Source organism: Alphaproteobacteria bacterium (assembly GCA_040216735.1).
Taxonomy (GTDB): domain Bacteria; phylum Pseudomonadota; class Alphaproteobacteria; order SHVP01; family SHVP01; genus CALJDF01.
Genome location: JAVJOO010000003.1, coordinates 376,861 through 393,281, shown reverse-complemented (window position 1 = coordinate 393,281; position 16,421 = coordinate 376,861). Strand labels below are relative to the sequence as shown.

The window sequence follows — 16,421 nt, the reverse complement described above, 5'->3', positions numbered from 1 at the left end:
GTTCCTCGATTGACCCAATTCGTTTTGTCGTCTGGTAAGATAGCCTATGGAGATCGTCGGAAGTGACCCGTTGTGACAATCCTTTTGGAGCCGGGCGCCTATGTTAGACACCCCGATCGCCCGGACTGGGGCATCGGCCAGGTTCAATCGGCAATCGGTGCGCGCGTAACGGTAAACTTCCAGAACGCTGGAAAACAGCTCATCAATGTCGAGGTCATAGCGCTGACCATATTGGACGAGGACGACCTGTCGTGAACCTTGAGCAAAAAACCGCGGCGCACCCCGGCAAGCGGCGGCGAAAGGGACGCCACGCCGAACGGGGGCGCCAGCCAACCGCACAGGCCTTGCGGGAAATCGCGGCGGTGCTGGACGGAGCAGCGCCGGACCGGCATTTGTTGCTCGAGTACCTCCATCGCATCCAGGACCGGTATTCAGGCATTTCGGCCCAACATATCGCCGCGCTGGCTCACCACATGCGCCTGTCGATGGCTGAGATCTACGAGGTCGCGAGTTTCTACGCCCACCTCGACGTTCACCGCGAAGACGAGGAAGCGCCACCGCCAATCACCGTGCGCGTTTGCGACAGTCTCTCGTGCCAGTTGGCCGGTGCCGAAGCGCTATTTTTCGATCTGTCGCAGACGACGCCCGCCGATGTCCGCGTCGTCCGCGCACCCTGCATGGGCCGCTGCGACGCCGCGCCAGTCGCGGAAGTCGGGCGTAATCATATTGTTAGGGCAACGAGCCAGGCTGTCGGGGCGGCGATTGCCGCCAGTGAAACGGCCCCGGCCTCAGTTGCTCGGGCAAGCACTCAACCTGACTCCGACTATGGGATGTACGACGATTGTATGGCCGGCAAGAGGTCCGCTGCCAAGGTGATCGAGACATTGGATTCCGCGGGACTACGCGGGCTTGGCGGTGCCGGATTTCCGGCGGCACGCAAGTGGCGGTTTGTCCTCGCCGAACCGAAGCCGCGCATCCTCGCCGTTAATGCCGACGAAGGCGAACCAGGCACATTCAAGGATCGGCACTACCTCGAAACCGAACCACGGCGCGTTCTCGAAGGTGCCTTGATCGCCGCTTGGGCGATCGAGGCGCAGGACATCTACATCTATCTTCGCGATGAGTATCCCTGCCTGCTGGAGGTCCTGCACCACGAAATCGCGACGCTCCAAGCATCGGGGCGATCCCTCCCCCGGATCACCGTGCGGCGCGGGGCCGGCGCCTACATTTGCGGCGAAGAGTCGGCAATGTTGGAAAGCATCGAGGGCAACCGCCCCCTGCCCCGGCACCGGCCACCGTTTCCAGCCCAGGTCGGTTTGTTCGGACGCCCAACCCTCGCCCACAACGTCGAGACGCTCTATTGGATTCCGCATATTCTGGAAAAGGGCGCAGCTTGGTTCGCGGGTCAGGGAACCAACGGGTGCGTCGGACCGCGCAGCTATTCGGTGTCGGGTCGCGTGCGTTTGCCCGGGGTTAAACTTGCACCGGCCGGGATCACGGTCCGCGCCCTCATCGAGGAACATTGTGGCGGGATGCAAGACGGGCATACCTTCGCTGCCTATCTACCTGGCGGCGCGTCGGGTGGCATCCTACCGGCGCGGCTCTGCGACATCCCGTTAGACTTCGGCCAGTTGGAACCGCATGGCGCATTCATCGGATCGGCCGCGGTGATCGTCCTGTCCGACAAGGACGATATGCGCGCCGCCGCGTTGAACCTGATGCGCTTCTTTGCAGACGAAAGCTGCGGGCAATGTACGCCCTGCCGCGTCGGCACCGAAAAGGCCGGCGCCCTGATGAAAGACGGACCTTGGGATGCATCGCTCTTAAGCGACCTCGGGCACGTCATGCGGGATGCGTCGATCTGCGGTCTGGGCCAAGCCGCCCCCAACGTGTTCGAAACACTGATGCGGTATTTCCCGGAGTCGACGCGATGACCGTCTCGTTCACCCTCGATGGACGGGACGTCGCGGCGGACGACGGGGAAACCATTTGGCAAGTCGCCGCGCGCGAAGGCGTCGCCCTCCCACACCTGTGTTATTCGACGACTTCAGGCTACCGCGCCGACGGCAATTGCCGCGCCTGCATGGTTGAGATCGACGGCGAACGCACTTTGGCCGCGTCGTGCATCCGCAAGCCAACCGAAGGCATGAATGTACACAGCGCAAGTGCCCGCGCGACGGCGGCGCGTCGAGGCGTGATGGAGTTGCTGCTGGCGGATCAACCGCCGCGGGACCGCGCCTACGACGCCGACAGCACCTTTTGGAGCATGGCCGACGCGACCGGCGTTGGATCCAGCCGCTACCCGGCGAGCCTTCGGCCGAGTCCCGACACCTCGCACCCGGCAATGGCCGTCCGCCTCGACGCCTGCATCCATTGCGGCTTGTGTGTGCGGGCGTGCCGCGAGGTCCAGGTCAACGACGTGATCGCGATGGCGCACCGCGGACCCCATAGCCAAATCGTGTTCGACGTTGGCGATCCGATGGGGGCCAGCACCTGTGTCGGGTGCGGCGAGTGCGTTCAGGCCTGCCCGACCGGCGCGCTCGCCCCCGCCAAGGAAGCCCTCACCGCCACGATCGACCGCAAGGTCGACAGCGTTTGTCCCTATTGCGGCGTCGGTTGCCAACTGACCTACCATGTCAAGGACGACTCACTGGTCTATGTGAGCGGACGCGACGGCCCGGCAAATAAGGGGCGCCTATGCGTCAAAGGGCGATTTGGCTTCGACTACGTTAGCCACCCCCAGCGGCTCAAGGTTCCGTTGATTCGCAAGGAGGGTGTCGCCAAAGCCCTGCATCCCGATGTCGATCCAGTCGATCCCCGCTCCCACTTCCGCGAGGCCACCTGGGACGAGGCCTTGGATGTCGCGGCAAGGGGATTATCCGCCATCCGCGATTCCAAGGGCGGCGCCGGCCTCGCGGGGTTTGGCAGCGCTAAAGGCTCGAACGAAGAAGCCTATCTCTTTCAAAAACTCGTGCGCGCCGGGTTCGGCACCAACAATGTCGATCACTGCACGCGGCTGTGCCATGCCTCGTCGGTCGCAGCCTTGATCGAAACCATCGGTTCCGGCGCGGTCACGGCGCCCTTTGCCGAAGTCAAGAATACCGATGTGATCGTCGTGATCGGCTCCAACACCTCGGTCAATCACCCCGTCGCGGCGACCTTTTTCAAGAACGCGGTCAAGAACGGGACGGAACTGATTGTACTCGACCCTCGTGGCGAAGCCCTGGGTCGCCACGCGACGCACATGGTTCAATTCAAGCCGGGCACCGATGTTGCGCTGTTGAACGCAATCATGCACGTGATCGTCGAAGAGGATCTGGTCGACCGACCCTATATCGCCAGCCATACCGACGGCTTCGATGCGATGCGCGATCATCTCCAAGCGTTCTCGCCCGAAGCGATGTCGGAAGTGTGCGGCGTTCCGCCCGATACCTTGCGCGAGGTCGCCCGCATCTATGGCCGAGCGAGTGCAGCGATGATCTTCTGGGGCATGGGAATCAGCCAACACATTCACGGCACCGACAACGCCCGCTGCTTAATTTCATTGGCCTTGATGTGCGGGCAAATCGGGCGGCCTGGTACCGGGCTTCATCCGCTACGGGGCCAAAACAACGTACAAGGGGCGTCCGATGTCGGATTGATCCCGATGTTCTTCCCCGACTACACCAGCGTCGAAGACCCCGCCGCCCACAGCCGCTTCGAAGCCCTATGGGAAGCCGAACTCGACCCAAAGAAAGGACTGACCGTCGTCGAAATCACCGACGCCATTCACGACGGAACCATCGAGGGGATGTACATCATGGGCGAGAACCCAGCGATGTCAGACCCTAATCTAAACCACACTCGGGCCGCCCTGGCGAAGCTGAAACACCTCGTCGTTCAGGATATTTTCTTGACGGAGACGGCATGTTACGCCGACGTCATTTTGCCTGCCTCAGCTTTTCCCGAAAAAGACGGCACCTTCACAAACACCGACCGCCGCGTGCAGTTGGGCCGCCATGCGCTGCCGCTGCCGGGTGACGCGAAGCAAGACCTTTGGATCATTCAGGAACTGGCGCGGCGACTTGGTCTCGACTGGCGCTACGACCATCCGCGCGACGTGTTTCGCGAAATGCGCACATGCATGCCCTCGATCAAGGGAATTACCTGGGAACGGTTGGAGCGCGAAGGCGCGGTAACCTATCCGTGCGACGACGAGACCCATGCCGGCCACGACGTGATATTTGCCGACGGATTTCCGACGCCGAGCAAGCGCGGCCGATTCGTACCGGCGGCCATCATCGCTCCGGACGAGCCGACCGATCCCGAGTACCCGCTTATTCTCAGCACCGGTCGATTGCTGGAACATTGGCACACCGGCGCAATGACCCGGCGTGCCGATGTGCTTGACGATCTCGAACCCGAGGCCCATGCCCATCTTTCCCCTAACGACATCGAGGCCCTGGGTCTTTCCGTCGGCCAAAGAGTCCGCCTGAAAACCCGGCGCGGCGCGATCGAAATTGCCATACGCATCGATTCTGGAGTCCCGGAAGGCATGGTTTTCATGCCGTTCTGCTATGCCGAGGCCGCCGCGAACCTATTGACCAATCCGGCGCTCGACCCCTTCGGCAAAATCCCCGAGTTCAAGTACTGCGCGGCGAAGATTGAACCCGTAATGGCAGGCTAACCAGGAATTCCAAGGCCCCCGACCGCCTCAACCTTTGGTTGCTTCTTGGCCATAGCCTCGCGCATATCCGCGCAAAATGTGACGGCGCGCACATCTGCACTTGCGCCAATCTCCTAGGCTTGAACGGTTCATTCGCCAAACGTTGGGCCAGGGAGGGCATCGATGGGCGACCAATTAACGTTCGCGACGGCCGACCAGCTCATCGACGTCCACGGCGGCAATGCGATCGCGGTGGCACAGAACGCTATCGGTAGATTCGCGCGCCGTGGCGACACCGCCGGACAACAGATTTGGCAGGACGTTCTTGCAGCCATCGAAGAACTGTTGCTTGAGAACGAGCGACGCGACTCGCTGCGCCGGACCTAATCCAACTTTCCCAAGGCTGGCTGTCGGCCTAGCCTTTAGGCTCTATCCCCGCATCAATCCTTCTAGCGCTGCCATGTCTGCCGTAACGCTGCGGGCTGCCTTACTCTCCATTACACGGTAACGCCGCACAACTTCACGGCCGAAGTCCGTCACCTGCGCGCCGCCGCCGCCCCGCCCCCCTGTGGCCGTCTCGACCAGCGGCTTGACGAAGCATTGATTCATCGTCTCAACGAGGTCCCAGGCGCGGCGGTAGGACATCCCCATATCGCGGGCGGCGGCGGAAATCGAGCCGGTGCGGTCGATCGCATCGATCAAGGCCGCTTTGCCGGGGCCCATCGCCGTGGCCGCCCCCAGCAACACCCGCAACTGCGGCGCCGCCGAACTGACCGACCCGCTCATGCCTCCATCGCCCGTAAAAGTCGTTCGGCTTCAGCTAGGTCTTCCGGCGTGTTGGCATTGAAGAACGGGTCGATGCCCACGCCGGAGAATTCGACGGTGACGATAGGGTATTGCTCGGTCCAGCGATCAATCTTGCGTTCGCCTTGGGCAATAGCGTCGCGAAGATCGTGGCGCAGGGAGACAGGCCAAATACCGAAGACCGGATGAGTGCGCCCGCGCGATGCGGCGCAGGCCAACAGCGCGCCCGCTTGGCGGCGCGCTTCCAGCATCGAGTCGACAAGGTCTTTCGGAAAAAACGGCGCGTCGATCGGGAAGGATGCGACCGTCTCATGGTCGGGCGCATGTTCGTGGGCCCATTCCATTGCCGTCAAGACGCCCGCCAAAGGTCCTATGAAGCCATCAATCACATCGGGTACGACGGACACGCCGTAGGCTTCGAAACGCGCGGGGTCGCCGTGCGCATTCAAGATCAAAGAATCGACCTGAGGCCTCGCACGTGCGATCGCGCGCGCCAATAGAGTTTCGCCGCCAAGCGTTTGCAGGCATTTGTCACCACCGCCCATGCGTCGCGCTTGGCCACCGGCTAACAACACCCCGACGACGTGGCGATGGGCCTTCACCGCGCGCCCTTTCGTTGGGCTGCTTCGGGTTCTTCATCCGCGGTGGGTTCGGCGTCGTAAACGATTCTCTCATGCCCGGCTAGCGCCAGAAATCGGCGCCCACGGGCACGGCCGATCAGCGTCAGGTTTGCTTGCCGCGCGAGATCGACGCCCCAGGCGGTAAAGCCCGAACGCGAGACCAAAATCGGAATGCGCATGTTGACGCATTTGATGACCATTTCGGAGGTCAACCGCCCAGTCGTGTAGAAGATCTTGTCCTCGGGTGCCACGTCGTTGAGGAACATGTAACCCATGATTTTATCGACCGCGTTGTGGCGCCCGACATCTTCGAGGTAAAGGAGCGGCACATCCTCGCGCGCCAGCACGCAGCCGTGGATTGCGCCGGCTTCGAGATAGAGACTAGGCCGCGTGTTAACCTTTTTGAGCAGCCGGGCAAGCCAGGAAGTGCGTAGGACGGCGTCGGTCGCAAGTGCAACGTCTTCGAAGGTCTCCATGAGATCGCCGAACGCCGTGCCCTGGGCGCATCCGGAGGTCAGCGTCTTCTTCTTGAGTTTCGCTTCGTAGTCGGTCGGCCGTTCGGTCCGGACAACCACGACATCCAGTTCTTCGTCGTAGTCGATCGCCTCGATTCGATCGTCGGCACGGAGCATGTTTTGGTTCAGAAGATAACCGACTGCAAGCCAAGTCGGATGGTCGCCGATCGTCATCATTGTGACGATTTCCTGCCCGTTCAGATAGACGGTCAGCGGCCGCTCGACGGTCACGGCCGTGTCGACCGGGAGACCGCTTTCATCGCGCCCTGCCACACGCCGCGTGAGCTGCGGGTTTTGGGGATCGGGGGCCACCTCGAATTCAAGCATCACGTCACAACTTCGCCGGTCACACCAGAAAACCGCCCTCTGTCCTTGTGAGGGTTATATACTGCCATATATAACGCTCAGTGCCCGGCATGGAAGCCTTTCCCCGATGATCGATCCCTTTGGCCGCGAAATAACCTATCTGCGGGTCTCCGTGACGGACCGTTGCGACTTTCGCTGCGTCTACTGCATGTCCGAGCACATGACGTTCCTGCCCAAACGAGACGTCCTGTCGCTGGAGGAATTGGATCGGCTGTGCTCCGCTTTCGTGCGCAAAGGCGTCACAAAGTTGCGCCTGACCGGTGGCGAGCCGTTGGTGCGTAAGGACATCATGACGTTGTTCCAGTCGTTGGGGCGTCATCTCCAAACCGGCGCATTGGAGGAACTGACCCTGACAACCAACGGCAGCCAGCTCGACCGTTTCGCCGGTCCGCTTTTCGATGCCGGCGTTCGGCGGGTCAATATTTCTCTCGATTCGCTGGATCCGGATGTGTTCAAGCGCGTCACCCGCTGGGGCGATTTCGACCAGGTGATGCGCGGGATCGCCGCCGCAAAGCGCGCGGGCCTTGCGGTCAAAATCAACACGGTCGCGCTCAACAAAATCAACGACGGCGAGTTCGATCGCCTGATCGCGTGGTGCGGCGAGCATGGATTCGACCTCACCTTTATCGAGACGATGCCGATGGGCGACATTGACGGCGACCGCTCCGCCGACTACTTGCCGTTGTCGGTCGCCCGGGCGGATCTTGAAAAGCGCTGGCACTTGGAAGACATCGACTACCAGACCGGCGGACCGGCGCGCTACGCGCGGGTCAAAGAAACCGGGGGGCGGGTCGGGTTCATCACGCCCCTTACCCACAACTTCTGCGAATCGTGCAACCGAGTTCGGCTGACCTGCACGGGAACGCTGTACATGTGCCTCGGACAAAGCGACTCCGCCGATCTGCGGGCGGCGCTGCGCGCGCATACATCCGACGCCGAACTCGACGCGGCTATCGACGAAGCGATCGGCCGCAAACCCAAGGGACACGATTTCTTCATCGACCGGCGACATACCGCGCCTGCCGTGACCCGGCACATGAGCGTCACAGGTGGTTAATCACCACTTCGGGTGCCTAGCGGATGAGCACCTGATGCGAAAAGGTGTCGCCGTCGGAAATGGTGATTTGCTCGAACCCCATCGATTTAGCTAGATCGAAGAACGTGAAGAAATCGGCGACGCCCATTTCTTGAAAGAACTGCGTCGTGCGAACTTGCGCCGTCAGTTGGGCGAGCAAGGCGCGGGCACGGTAGACGGTCCCGAACGCCGAATCGTTGAGCGCGACGATGATTAACTTTTGCGCCCCGTCGCCCTTCGCAAAAATTGCAAACTGCGGGGGATAGGGCGCACGCAACTGCTGCGCCGTCATGCCCGTGACAAAACCGATTCGCGATTCGCGGGACGCCTGCGGCAGCGTGATCGCGCGCGCGACGTACGTCTCACGGCTTTGCGGTTTGGGATAGTAGTACCCTTCGTGACGATCGCTTTCGTCCTGCGCGGCGGCTTGACCCGCGCCGAGAATCAGGGAGAACGCAAGGAATAGGGCGGTCACGGCGGAACGCATAGCGGGAAACCTCTGGCGCACGGCCGGCTATGATGAGGGAGGGGCCACCGCCTGGCAACGGGACCGCAGAACGTTGTGCGAAACCCGGCGTCCGATATGCCAACGCGCTGACTAACAGCGTCAGTGGCCAAGTCCGCACCCCCGGCTATACTGCGGAGATCGCCCACCAGCCGGATGCGCCCCGCGCCATGCCGAACCACGCCACCGTCAGTTTTGTCGCCAGCCGGGCCAAAGAAGCGCAAAACGGACTCGCGCGGCTCAAACGGCGCTACAAACATGTCCCGCCTGGCAAAGCCGACGTGATCGTGGCGCTTGGCGGCGACGGGTTCATGCTTGAGACCTTGCACCGCTACATGGAACGCGACGTCCCGATATTCGGCATGAACAAAGGGACGGTCGGCTTTCTGATGAACGAATTCCGCGAGGACAAACTACACGATCGGATCGGGTTGGCCCAAGAGGTCTCACTGCGCCCGCTCGAAATGACGGCAATGCGAAAAGGCCGGCGCAAACATGCTCTCGCCATCAACGAAGTCTCGCTTCTGCGCGAGACGCGCCAGGCCGCCAAGATTCGGATTTCCGTGGACGGCGTCGTGCGTATTCCAGAATTGATCTGCGACGGCATTCTGTTGGCGACCCCGGCTGGGAGTACCGCCTATAATCTGTCGGCCCACGGCCCAATCATTCCGATCGGGGCCGATGTCATGGCCTTGACGCCGATCAGCGCCTTTCGGCCCCGGCGCTGGCGTGGAGCCTTGCTGCCACAGAATGCGGTCGTACGTTTCGACATTCTCGAACCCGAGAAGCGTCCGGTCAGCGCGGTGGCCGACCATACCGAGGTCCGCGACATATCGTGGGTCGAAGTGCGGGAAGACCGGACACGCCGCATGCGGATGCTGTTCGATCCCGAACACAACCTCGAAGAACGCATTCTGAACGAACAATTCATTCCGTGAGTCATACCGAAACGAGCCTCGCGCAGCCGCTGGACCTGCTGCCGATCGATATCGCCGCCTACGTCGGGAACACCGGCATTCCCTATGTCACGACATTCGACAGCGGGGTGCCCGGACCGCATCTTTTGATCAACGCACTAACCCACGGTAACGAAGTCTGTGGTGCCCACGCCCTGGACTACCTCTTTCGCAACGGCGTTGCCCCGCTCTGCGGCCGCCTCAGCCTTAGTTTCGCCAACGTCGCGGCCTATCGGACATTTGACCCAGCCAACCCCGGCGCCTCGCGCTTCCTGGACGAAGATTTTAACCGCCTGTGGTCGCAGGACGTACTGGACGCCCCAGCCCGGTCGCGTGAACGGATCCGGGCCGCCGCGATGCGCTCCCTCGTCGATACCGTCGATCATCTCCTCGACCTGCATTCCATGCAGACGCCAAGCCCGCCCTTGGCGCTCGCGGGAACAACGCAAAAGGGTTTGGCCCTAGCCCGAGCAATTGGGATGCCGGAGTACGTAGTCGTCGACCACGGCCATGCCGAAGGCGTGAGGCTGCGGGACTACGACGCCTTCTCGGACGATAGCAAGCCGCAAACCGCGCTCCTGGTCGAATGCGGCCAGCACTGGGTCGCGAAGAGCCGCGCTGTCGCGGTCGAGGCGGCCTTACGTTTTCTCGCCGCGTTCGATGCGGTGGATCGCAACTGGCTCGCGTCGCGTTTGGGCGCGCCGCCGGCGCCGCAACGTATCGTCGATGTCACCACCGCCGTTGCGGTGGAAAACGACGACTTTCAGTTCCTGGACGACTACCGTGGCCTCGAGACGGTTGCGCGCGCTGGCACACCGATCGCCCGCGACGGGGACCGGACGATCGTCACGCCCTACGACGACTGTGTCCTTATCATGCCGACGCGGCGCATCAAGCGGGGACAGACTGCCGTGCGGCTCGGCCGCTACCGCCCCCTATGAAACCGGCCACGCTGCGCGGTTTGGCAATCGCCCTGCCTGTCGGTGCCGCCGGTGGAACGGTCTTCTATGTGCTTTCGCTGCCCCTCGCCTGGATGCTTGGCTCGATGATCGCGGTGATGATTGTGGCCTTCGCCGGCGCACCGGTACGTATGCCCGGTCGTTTCCGTGGGGTCTTCGCGACCGTTATCGGCGTCTTGTTGGGTAGCGCGTTCACGCCGGAACTTCTCGAACAGGCCGGGCGCTTTGGCGCGACCTTGCTCATCCAGGTCGGATTCATGGCCGTCGCGATGGCGACGGCCTATTGGATCTATCGAACGCTCGGTCGCTACGACCGGACGACGGCGTATTTTTCCTCCACGCCCGGCGGTCTCTCGGAAATGACGTTGATCAGCGAGGCGATGGGCGGAGACAGCCGTATAGTGCCGCTCAACCACGGCGTCCGAATCGTTTTGGTCGTGACCTTAATTTCGTTCTACTTCCGCTACGTTGAGCATTTAGCCGTGCCGACCACACCGCAAAGCGGTGCCCATATCGCCTCCACGCCGCTAGAGATCGCCCTCTTGGTCGCCTGCGCCGTCGTCGGTTGGGCTGTCGCGAGCCGTTTACGAATCCCCGCGGCACCCCTGATCGGCCCGATGGTGCTCTCGGCCCTGCTCCATGCCACCGGTATCTCCAATGCGACGTTGCCGGTCTGGCTGGTCTCGGCGGCGCTCGTCGTCATTGGGACCAGCGTCGGGTGCCGCTTCGTCGACCGTCTCGGCTTCGCTGTGATGGCGCGGACACTCGGCATCGCCCTACTCGCGGGCCTCTCCATGATCGGTATCGCCATTGTCGTTGCTGCTGGTTTCGCTTGGATAACCGGTTTGGACGGGTTTGTGCTTTTCCTGTCGATCGCCCCGGGGGGCCTAGCGGAAATGAGCCTTATTGCCTTTGCCCTCGCCGCCGATACGGCCTTTGTCACCATTATGCATTTTTTACGGGTTTTGGTCGTGATGCTGTCGGGCGCCCTGGTCTTCAGGCTGCTCTTTGGGCGCCCCACGACGGCGAAAGAGCGGGCGGAAACCTAGGGAAAATTGGCATTGGTCCGGCCCCGGCCAATTGCCTATTGTAGGGCCCTGCGGAGGAACAAGGCCGGACTCACCGGCCAACCAGAAAGGCGTAATCCATGGGTCAATTCGGTGTGGGCCAAGCGGTCCGTCGCAAAGAAGACAATCGGCTGCTGACCGGCGGCGGGCGCTATCTCGACGATCTGACGTTCGAGGGTCAGGCATACGCCTACTTCGTTCGGTCGCCCCATGCCCATGCCAAAATCAACGGGATCGATGCTTCAGCGGCAACCGCGGCGCCGGGCGTACTCGGCGTTTTCACCGCGGCAGACCTGAAGGCCGACGGGATCGGCGGTATTCCGTGTCTCGCGGTATTAACCTCGCGCGACGGCTCGAAGATGGCGCAACCGCCCCACGACCTGTTGGCAAGCGACAGGGTGCGGACCGTGGGCGATGCCGTCGCCGTCGTCGTCGCCGAGACGGCAAAACAGGCCAAGGACGCGGCCGACCAGGTCATGGTCGACTACGACATCCTACCCTCCGTCACCGACACTGCCGCGGCCCTTACCAGCAAGGCACTGGTCTGGGACGACGCGCCGGGAAACCGGGTCTTCGACTGGGAGAAGGGCGACCGCGCCGCGGTCGATGCCGCCTTCGCTAAGGCCGCCCATGTCACCAAGATCGACCTGACCAACAACCGGGTCGTCGTCGCCTCGATGGAACCACGCGGTGCGCTGGGCCAATTCGACTCCAAAACCGGCCGGTACACGCTGCATACCCCCTGCCAGCACGTCCACATGATGCGCGACATCGTGTCGGGTGCGCTCGGCGCGGAGGCCGACAACCTGCGGGTTGTCTCGCCCGATGTCGGCGGCGGCTTCGGGATGAAAGTCTTCGTCTACCCCGAACAGTGTCTGATGCCGTGGGCCGCCAAAAAGGTCGGCCGCCCCGTCAAATGGACGAGCGAACGAACCGAGGCGTTCATCACCGATACGCAAGGCCGGGACCACGTCACCCACGCCGAATTGGCGGTCGACAAAGACGGCAAGTTCCTCGCCTTGAAGGTCGAAAACATTTCAGCGATGGGGGCCTACCTATCGAATTTCGCCCCGATGGTCGCGACAATGGCCGGTACCGGACTATTGACCGGGCTGTACGAGATCCCAGCGGCCTACGTCAATGTGGTTGGTGTCTTTACGAACACAGTCTCCATCGACGCCTACCGCGGCGCGGGCCGCCCAGAGGCATCGCATATCATCGAAAGGCTAGTCGACAGCGCGGCCTATGACATGGGCATCGACCCGGCCGAAATCCGCCGGCGCAACCTTATCCCGTCCAGCAAACTTCCCTACGCAGCGCCGTTGGGACCGAACTACGATTCGGGCGAGTTCGTCGCCAACATGAACGACGCCATGAAACTGGCGGACTGGAACGGCTTCGAGAAGCGCCGCACCGAGTCGGCAAAGGCCGGCAAGCTGCGCGGGATCGGTATGGCCTGCTATGTCGAGGCCGCCGCTGGCGCGCCGAACGAAAACGTCGAACTGATCTTCGAAGACGACGGTAGCGTGACCGTGCTCATCGGCACCTTGACCAACGGCCAAGGTCACGCGACCTCCTATTCGCAGGTTCTGGAGGAAATGCTCGGCCTGCCGTTCGACAAGATCACGGTCGTCCAGGGCGATACCGACCGCGTCAAGACCGGTGGTGGCACGGGCGGATCGAAGTCAATGATGCTCGGTGCTTCGGCGATCAAGCACGCCTCCGAAAAAATCATCGACAAGGGCAAGAAAATTGCTGCACACATGTTGGAAGCAGCCGAGTCCGATATCGAGTTCGGCGACGGCGTGTTCTCGATCGTTGGAACCGACCGCCGCCTAACCGTCGGTGAGGTCGCAACGGCGGCAAAGGATCAGGCTAACCTGCCTGAGGGCGTCGAACCCGGCCTCGATACGCGCGCGGGCTCGGACGTGAACTCGGGAACCTATCCGAATGGGTGTCACGTCTGCGAACTTGAGGTCGACCGGGACACCGGTAACGTTACGATCTTGAATTACGTGGTCGTCGACGATTTCGGCAAGGTCATCAACCCTCTGCTGGTCGCGGGCCAGGTCCACGGCGGAATTGTCCAAGGCGTGGGACAAGTTCTCCTCGAACACTGCGTCTACGACCCGGAATCGGGGCAACTGGTCACCGGGTCCTACATGGACTACGCGATGCCGCGGGCCGACAACTTCCCGTCGTTCAAGATCGGGTTCAACGAGGTTCTGTGTAAGACCAATCCCATGGGCATCAAAGGGGCAGGTGAAGCCGGTACCGTCGGCGCACTGGGCTGCGTCACCAACGCCCTGGTCGATGCGCTCAAGGACCTGGGCATTCGGCACGTCGAGATGCCCGCCACGCCCGAGCGCCTTTGGCGGCTGATCGACGGCGCCAAAGCGGCCTAGCGGCCCGACATACACGCGTTGACATGGCCGCCATCAGGCGGCCATGTCTTTGTCACCTACCAAGACGAGGCACATCATGGGCGAATTCGGCATCGGACAAGCGGTCAAACGCAAAGAGGACGACACACTCCTCATCGGCAAGGGCCGCTACATCGACGACATCAACGTCGCCGGTCAGGCCCATGCCTACGTTCTGCGCTCGCCCCATGCGAACGCGAAAATCCTTTCGATCGACTCTGCCGACGCCCAGACGATGCCCGGAGTGTTGGGAATCTATGTCGGTGCGGATGTCGAAGACATCGGCCCCCTCCCCTGCGCCGTCGATACGATGTTTGAATTCAAGCGGCGCAACGGATCGAAGCGGTTTTTCCCAACCCATCATGTCCTCGCCCGCACCCATGTGCGGCACGTCGGCGACCCAGTTGCGTTCATCGTCGCCGAGAACCGGTTGCAAGCCAAGGACGCGGCGGAAGCGATCTTGGTCGACTATGACATCCTGCCGAGTGTCACCGACACTGCCGCGGCGTTGGCGCCGGACGCGCCGGTGATTTATTCGGAGCAAACCGACGGCAATGATGCCTTCCTGTTTACCATGGGTGACGCTGCGGCGATCGACGCGACCTTTGCCACCGCCCACCGGACGGTTCGGTTCAAGCATGTCAACCAGCGCATCATCGCCGCATCCATGGAGCCGCGCGGTTGTATCGGCGAATACGATGCCGCCAACGATCGCTACACCCTCCACACCAACACCCAGAGTGTTTACCGCAATCGAGCGATTTGCGCCGAGATGCTCGGCATCGAGGAGAGCCAAGTTCATGTGACCTGCCCGGACGTGGGTGGCTCGTTCGGGATGAAGGGCATGCCGTATCCCGAGCAACCGCTGGTGATGATGGCAGCAAAGCGACTCGGCCGACCGGTCAAATGGTACTCCGACCGGAGCGAAGCATTTCTCAGCGATACCCAAGGGCGCGACCTCGTCGTCGATGCGGAACTCGCCCTCGATGCTGGGGGACACTTCTTGGCGGTGCGAGTCCACTCGGTCGGTTCGATGGGGGCCTACGCCTCGAATTTCGGCCCGATGATCCTGTCTGCCGGCAGCGTGCGTATGTTGCCCGGGGTCTACCGGGTGCCACAGGTTTATGCCGAGGTAGAAGTCAGCATTACCAACAAGGTTTTCACTGATGCCTATCGCGGGGCGGGTCGCCCGGAGGCGAGCTACGTCATCGAGCGATTGGTGGACTTGGCCGCTCGCGAACTTGGCCTCAGCCCGGTGGAGATTCGCCGCCGCAATCTGATTGCCGCCGACCAAATGCCCTATAGCGGCCCCACCGGCATGACCTACGATTCAGGAGATTTTGCCAAAAACCTGGACGACTGTTTGAAGGCCGCCGACTTCGACGGCTTCCTCGCGCGACGCAAAGCGTCGGCCGACCGTGGCAAACTGCGCGGAATCGGCATGTCGGTCTATATCGAAGCGACCGCGGGCGGCGTACCCGAAACGGCCCGGATCGAGGTCAAGGCGGACGGCTCGGTGATGGCCTATTCGGGTTCGCTGACCCAAGGCCAGGCCCACGCCACGACATTTGCGCAAATCGTCGCCGATAAGCTTGGCACCGACTACGACCGCATTACCGTCCACCAGGGGGATTCGGACGTTCTGCCCCAGGGAGGCGGTGCCGGTGGATCGCGCTCGGGCTACAGTGGCGGTGGGGCGGTCTTGGCCGGCGTCGAAAAAGTGATCGACAAGGCGCGCAAAATCGCCTCGCACATGCTGGAGGCGGCCGAAGCCGATATCGAATTCGAAGGCGGCACGTTCAGAATCGCCGGCACCGACCGGACGCTCAGCCTCGGCGAGGTCGCAAAAGCGGCGGACGACCCTGCAAATCTACCGGAAGGGATAACCCCGGGGCTCAAGGAGGACGCGACCTACAAATCCGACGGGTCGAGCTATCCCAACGGATGTCACCTTGTCGAGGTTGAGGTCGACCCCGACACCGGCGATATCGCCATCGAGAGCTACACCGTCGTCGACGAGTTCGGCGTTGTTCTGAACCCAATGATCGTGCACGGGCAAATTCACGGCGGCATCGTCCAGGGGGTCGGCCAGGCGCTCTACGAGGACGCCGTCTACGACACCGACTCCGGGCAATTGTTGACCGGTTCGTTCATGGACTACTGCATGCCCCGCGCGCTCAACATGCCTTCCATCAAGATCGACATGAACGTGGTTCCGTGCACCACCAACTCGCTGGGTGTAAAGGGTGCTGGCGAAGCCGGCACGACAGGGTCTACCGGCGCGGTCATTAACGCCGTTCTGGATGCGTTGGCCCCAACCGGGGTCAAACACATCGAAATGCCCGCGACACCTCAGCGCGTGTGGCGGGCGATTCAGGACGCCAAGGCCGCCTAGTCCAATACAGGGTAAGCACGTTAGAGGGGCGACGCAGCCCGGTCCGCACGGTATTCTCGCGCTTCGATGAACGGCCCCGGCAAAAGGGGAC

The 16,421-nt window shown here is 62.2% G+C and carries 14 protein-coding genes; 10 read left to right on the top strand and 4 right to left on the bottom strand.

Going from position 1 to position 16,421, the window contains the following annotated elements:
- Positions 1-72 precede the first annotated feature (72 nt).
- From RID42_09985 to RID42_09970, 4 genes are all read left to right on the top strand, one after another.
- Positions 73-255, top strand: coding sequence for a DUF3553 domain-containing protein (locus tag RID42_09985; protein MEQ8248001.1), 183 nt, complete (start codon positions 73-75; stop codon positions 253-255).
- Complete coding sequence (locus RID42_09980) at positions 252-1,934, top strand: NAD(P)H-dependent oxidoreductase subunit E (protein MEQ8248000.1); 1,683 nt, start codon at positions 252-254, stop codon at positions 1,932-1,934. The genes RID42_09985 and RID42_09980 overlap by 4 nt, the downstream gene beginning before the upstream one ends.
- The gene (gene fdhF, locus RID42_09975; GenBank protein MEQ8247999.1) at positions 1,931-4,666 is read left to right on the top strand and encodes a formate dehydrogenase subunit alpha; all 2,736 of its coding nucleotides are present in this window, start codon (positions 1,931-1,933) and stop codon (positions 4,664-4,666) included. Before RID42_09980 ends, fdhF begins: the two co-directional genes overlap by 4 nt.
- 162 nt (positions 4,667-4,828) lie before the next feature.
- Positions 4,829-5,032: a hypothetical protein gene (locus RID42_09970; protein MEQ8247998.1), complete on the top strand. Its 204-nt coding sequence runs from the start codon at positions 4,829-4,831 to the stop codon at positions 5,030-5,032.
- 42 nt (positions 5,033-5,074) lie between these two features.
- Here RID42_09970 and RID42_09965 read toward each other — a convergent pair whose 3' ends face one another.
- Genes RID42_09965 through RID42_09955 form a run of 3 tightly spaced genes read right to left on the bottom strand, consistent with a single transcriptional unit; the run spans position 5,075 to position 6,911 of the window.
- Positions 5,075-5,431 (bottom strand): LysR family transcriptional regulator, encoded by a 357-nt coding sequence (locus RID42_09965; protein MEQ8247997.1) that lies wholly within the window; start codon positions 5,429-5,431, stop codon positions 5,075-5,077.
- Complete coding sequence (mobA, locus tag RID42_09960; protein ID MEQ8247996.1) at positions 5,428-6,051, bottom strand: molybdenum cofactor guanylyltransferase MobA; 624 nt, start codon at positions 6,049-6,051, stop codon at positions 5,428-5,430. Before mobA ends, RID42_09965 begins: the two co-directional genes overlap by 4 nt.
- Entirely contained in the window at positions 6,048-6,911 is an 864-nt protein-coding gene (locus RID42_09955; GenBank protein MEQ8247995.1) for a formate dehydrogenase accessory sulfurtransferase FdhD, read from the bottom strand. Before RID42_09955 ends, mobA begins: the two co-directional genes overlap by 4 nt.
- Positions 6,912-7,017: 106 nt before the next feature.
- Between RID42_09955 and moaA the strand changes: the two genes are divergently transcribed.
- A complete protein-coding gene (gene moaA, locus RID42_09950) occupies positions 7,018-8,007 on the top strand; it encodes a GTP 3',8-cyclase MoaA (GenBank protein MEQ8247994.1) in 990 nt (329 codons plus the stop codon).
- 16 nt (positions 8,008-8,023) lie between these two features.
- Here the strand turns inward: moaA and RID42_09945 are convergent, their stop codons facing one another.
- A complete protein-coding gene (locus RID42_09945) occupies positions 8,024-8,512 on the bottom strand; it encodes a molybdopterin-guanine dinucleotide biosynthesis protein A (protein ID MEQ8247993.1) in 489 nt (162 codons plus the stop codon).
- Positions 8,513-8,700: 188 nt separating this feature from the next.
- Here RID42_09945 and RID42_09940 point away from each other — a divergent pair, with 188 nt between their 5' ends.
- From RID42_09940 to RID42_09920, 5 genes are all read left to right on the top strand, one after another.
- The gene (locus RID42_09940; protein MEQ8247992.1) at positions 8,701-9,468 is read left to right on the top strand and encodes an NAD kinase; all 768 of its coding nucleotides are present in this window, start codon (positions 8,701-8,703) and stop codon (positions 9,466-9,468) included.
- Positions 9,465-10,427 (top strand): succinylglutamate desuccinylase/aspartoacylase family protein, encoded by a 963-nt coding sequence (locus tag RID42_09935; GenBank protein ID MEQ8247991.1) that lies wholly within the window; start codon positions 9,465-9,467, stop codon positions 10,425-10,427. Before RID42_09940 ends, RID42_09935 begins: the two co-directional genes overlap by 4 nt.
- Complete coding sequence (locus RID42_09930; protein MEQ8247990.1) at positions 10,424-11,494, top strand: AbrB family transcriptional regulator; 1,071 nt, start codon at positions 10,424-10,426, stop codon at positions 11,492-11,494. The genes RID42_09935 and RID42_09930 overlap by 4 nt, the downstream gene beginning before the upstream one ends.
- 98 nt (positions 11,495-11,592) lie before the next feature.
- A complete protein-coding gene (locus RID42_09925) occupies positions 11,593-13,917 on the top strand; it encodes a xanthine dehydrogenase family protein molybdopterin-binding subunit (protein MEQ8247989.1) in 2,325 nt (774 codons plus the stop codon).
- A 76-nt stretch (positions 13,918-13,993) separates the two neighbouring features.
- Positions 13,994-16,330, top strand: coding sequence for a xanthine dehydrogenase family protein molybdopterin-binding subunit (locus tag RID42_09920; GenBank protein ID MEQ8247988.1), 2,337 nt, complete (start codon positions 13,994-13,996; stop codon positions 16,328-16,330).
- Positions 16,331-16,421 lie beyond the last annotated feature (91 nt).

Bases quoted from the DNA above. Each gene is read 5' to 3' on its own strand.
- RID42_09920 (MEQ8247988.1), top strand. From the start codon at position 13,994: ATGGGCGAATTCGGCATCGGACAAGCGGTCAAACGCAAAGAGGACGAC.
- RID42_09930 (MEQ8247990.1), top strand. From the start codon at position 10,424: ATGAAACCGGCCACGCTGCGCGGTTTGGCAATCGCCCTGCCTGTCGGT.
- RID42_09945 (MEQ8247993.1), bottom strand. From the start codon at position 8,512: ATGCGTTCCGCCGTGACCGCCCTATTCCTTGCGTTCTCCCTGATTCTC.
- RID42_09970 (MEQ8247998.1), top strand. From the start codon at position 4,829: ATGGGCGACCAATTAACGTTCGCGACGGCCGACCAGCTCATCGACGTC.
- RID42_09925 (MEQ8247989.1), top strand. From the start codon at position 11,593: ATGGGTCAATTCGGTGTGGGCCAAGCGGTCCGTCGCAAAGAAGACAAT.
- RID42_09965 (MEQ8247997.1), bottom strand. From the start codon at position 5,431: ATGAGCGGGTCGGTCAGTTCGGCGGCGCCGCAGTTGCGGGTGTTGCTG.
- RID42_09940 (MEQ8247992.1), top strand. From the start codon at position 8,701: ATGCCGAACCACGCCACCGTCAGTTTTGTCGCCAGCCGGGCCAAAGAA.
- moaA (MEQ8247994.1), top strand. From the start codon at position 7,018: ATGATCGATCCCTTTGGCCGCGAAATAACCTATCTGCGGGTCTCCGTG.
- fdhF (MEQ8247999.1), top strand. From the start codon at position 1,931: ATGACCGTCTCGTTCACCCTCGATGGACGGGACGTCGCGGCGGACGAC.
- RID42_09955 (MEQ8247995.1), bottom strand. From the start codon at position 6,911: ATGCTTGAATTCGAGGTGGCCCCCGATCCCCAAAACCCGCAGCTCACG.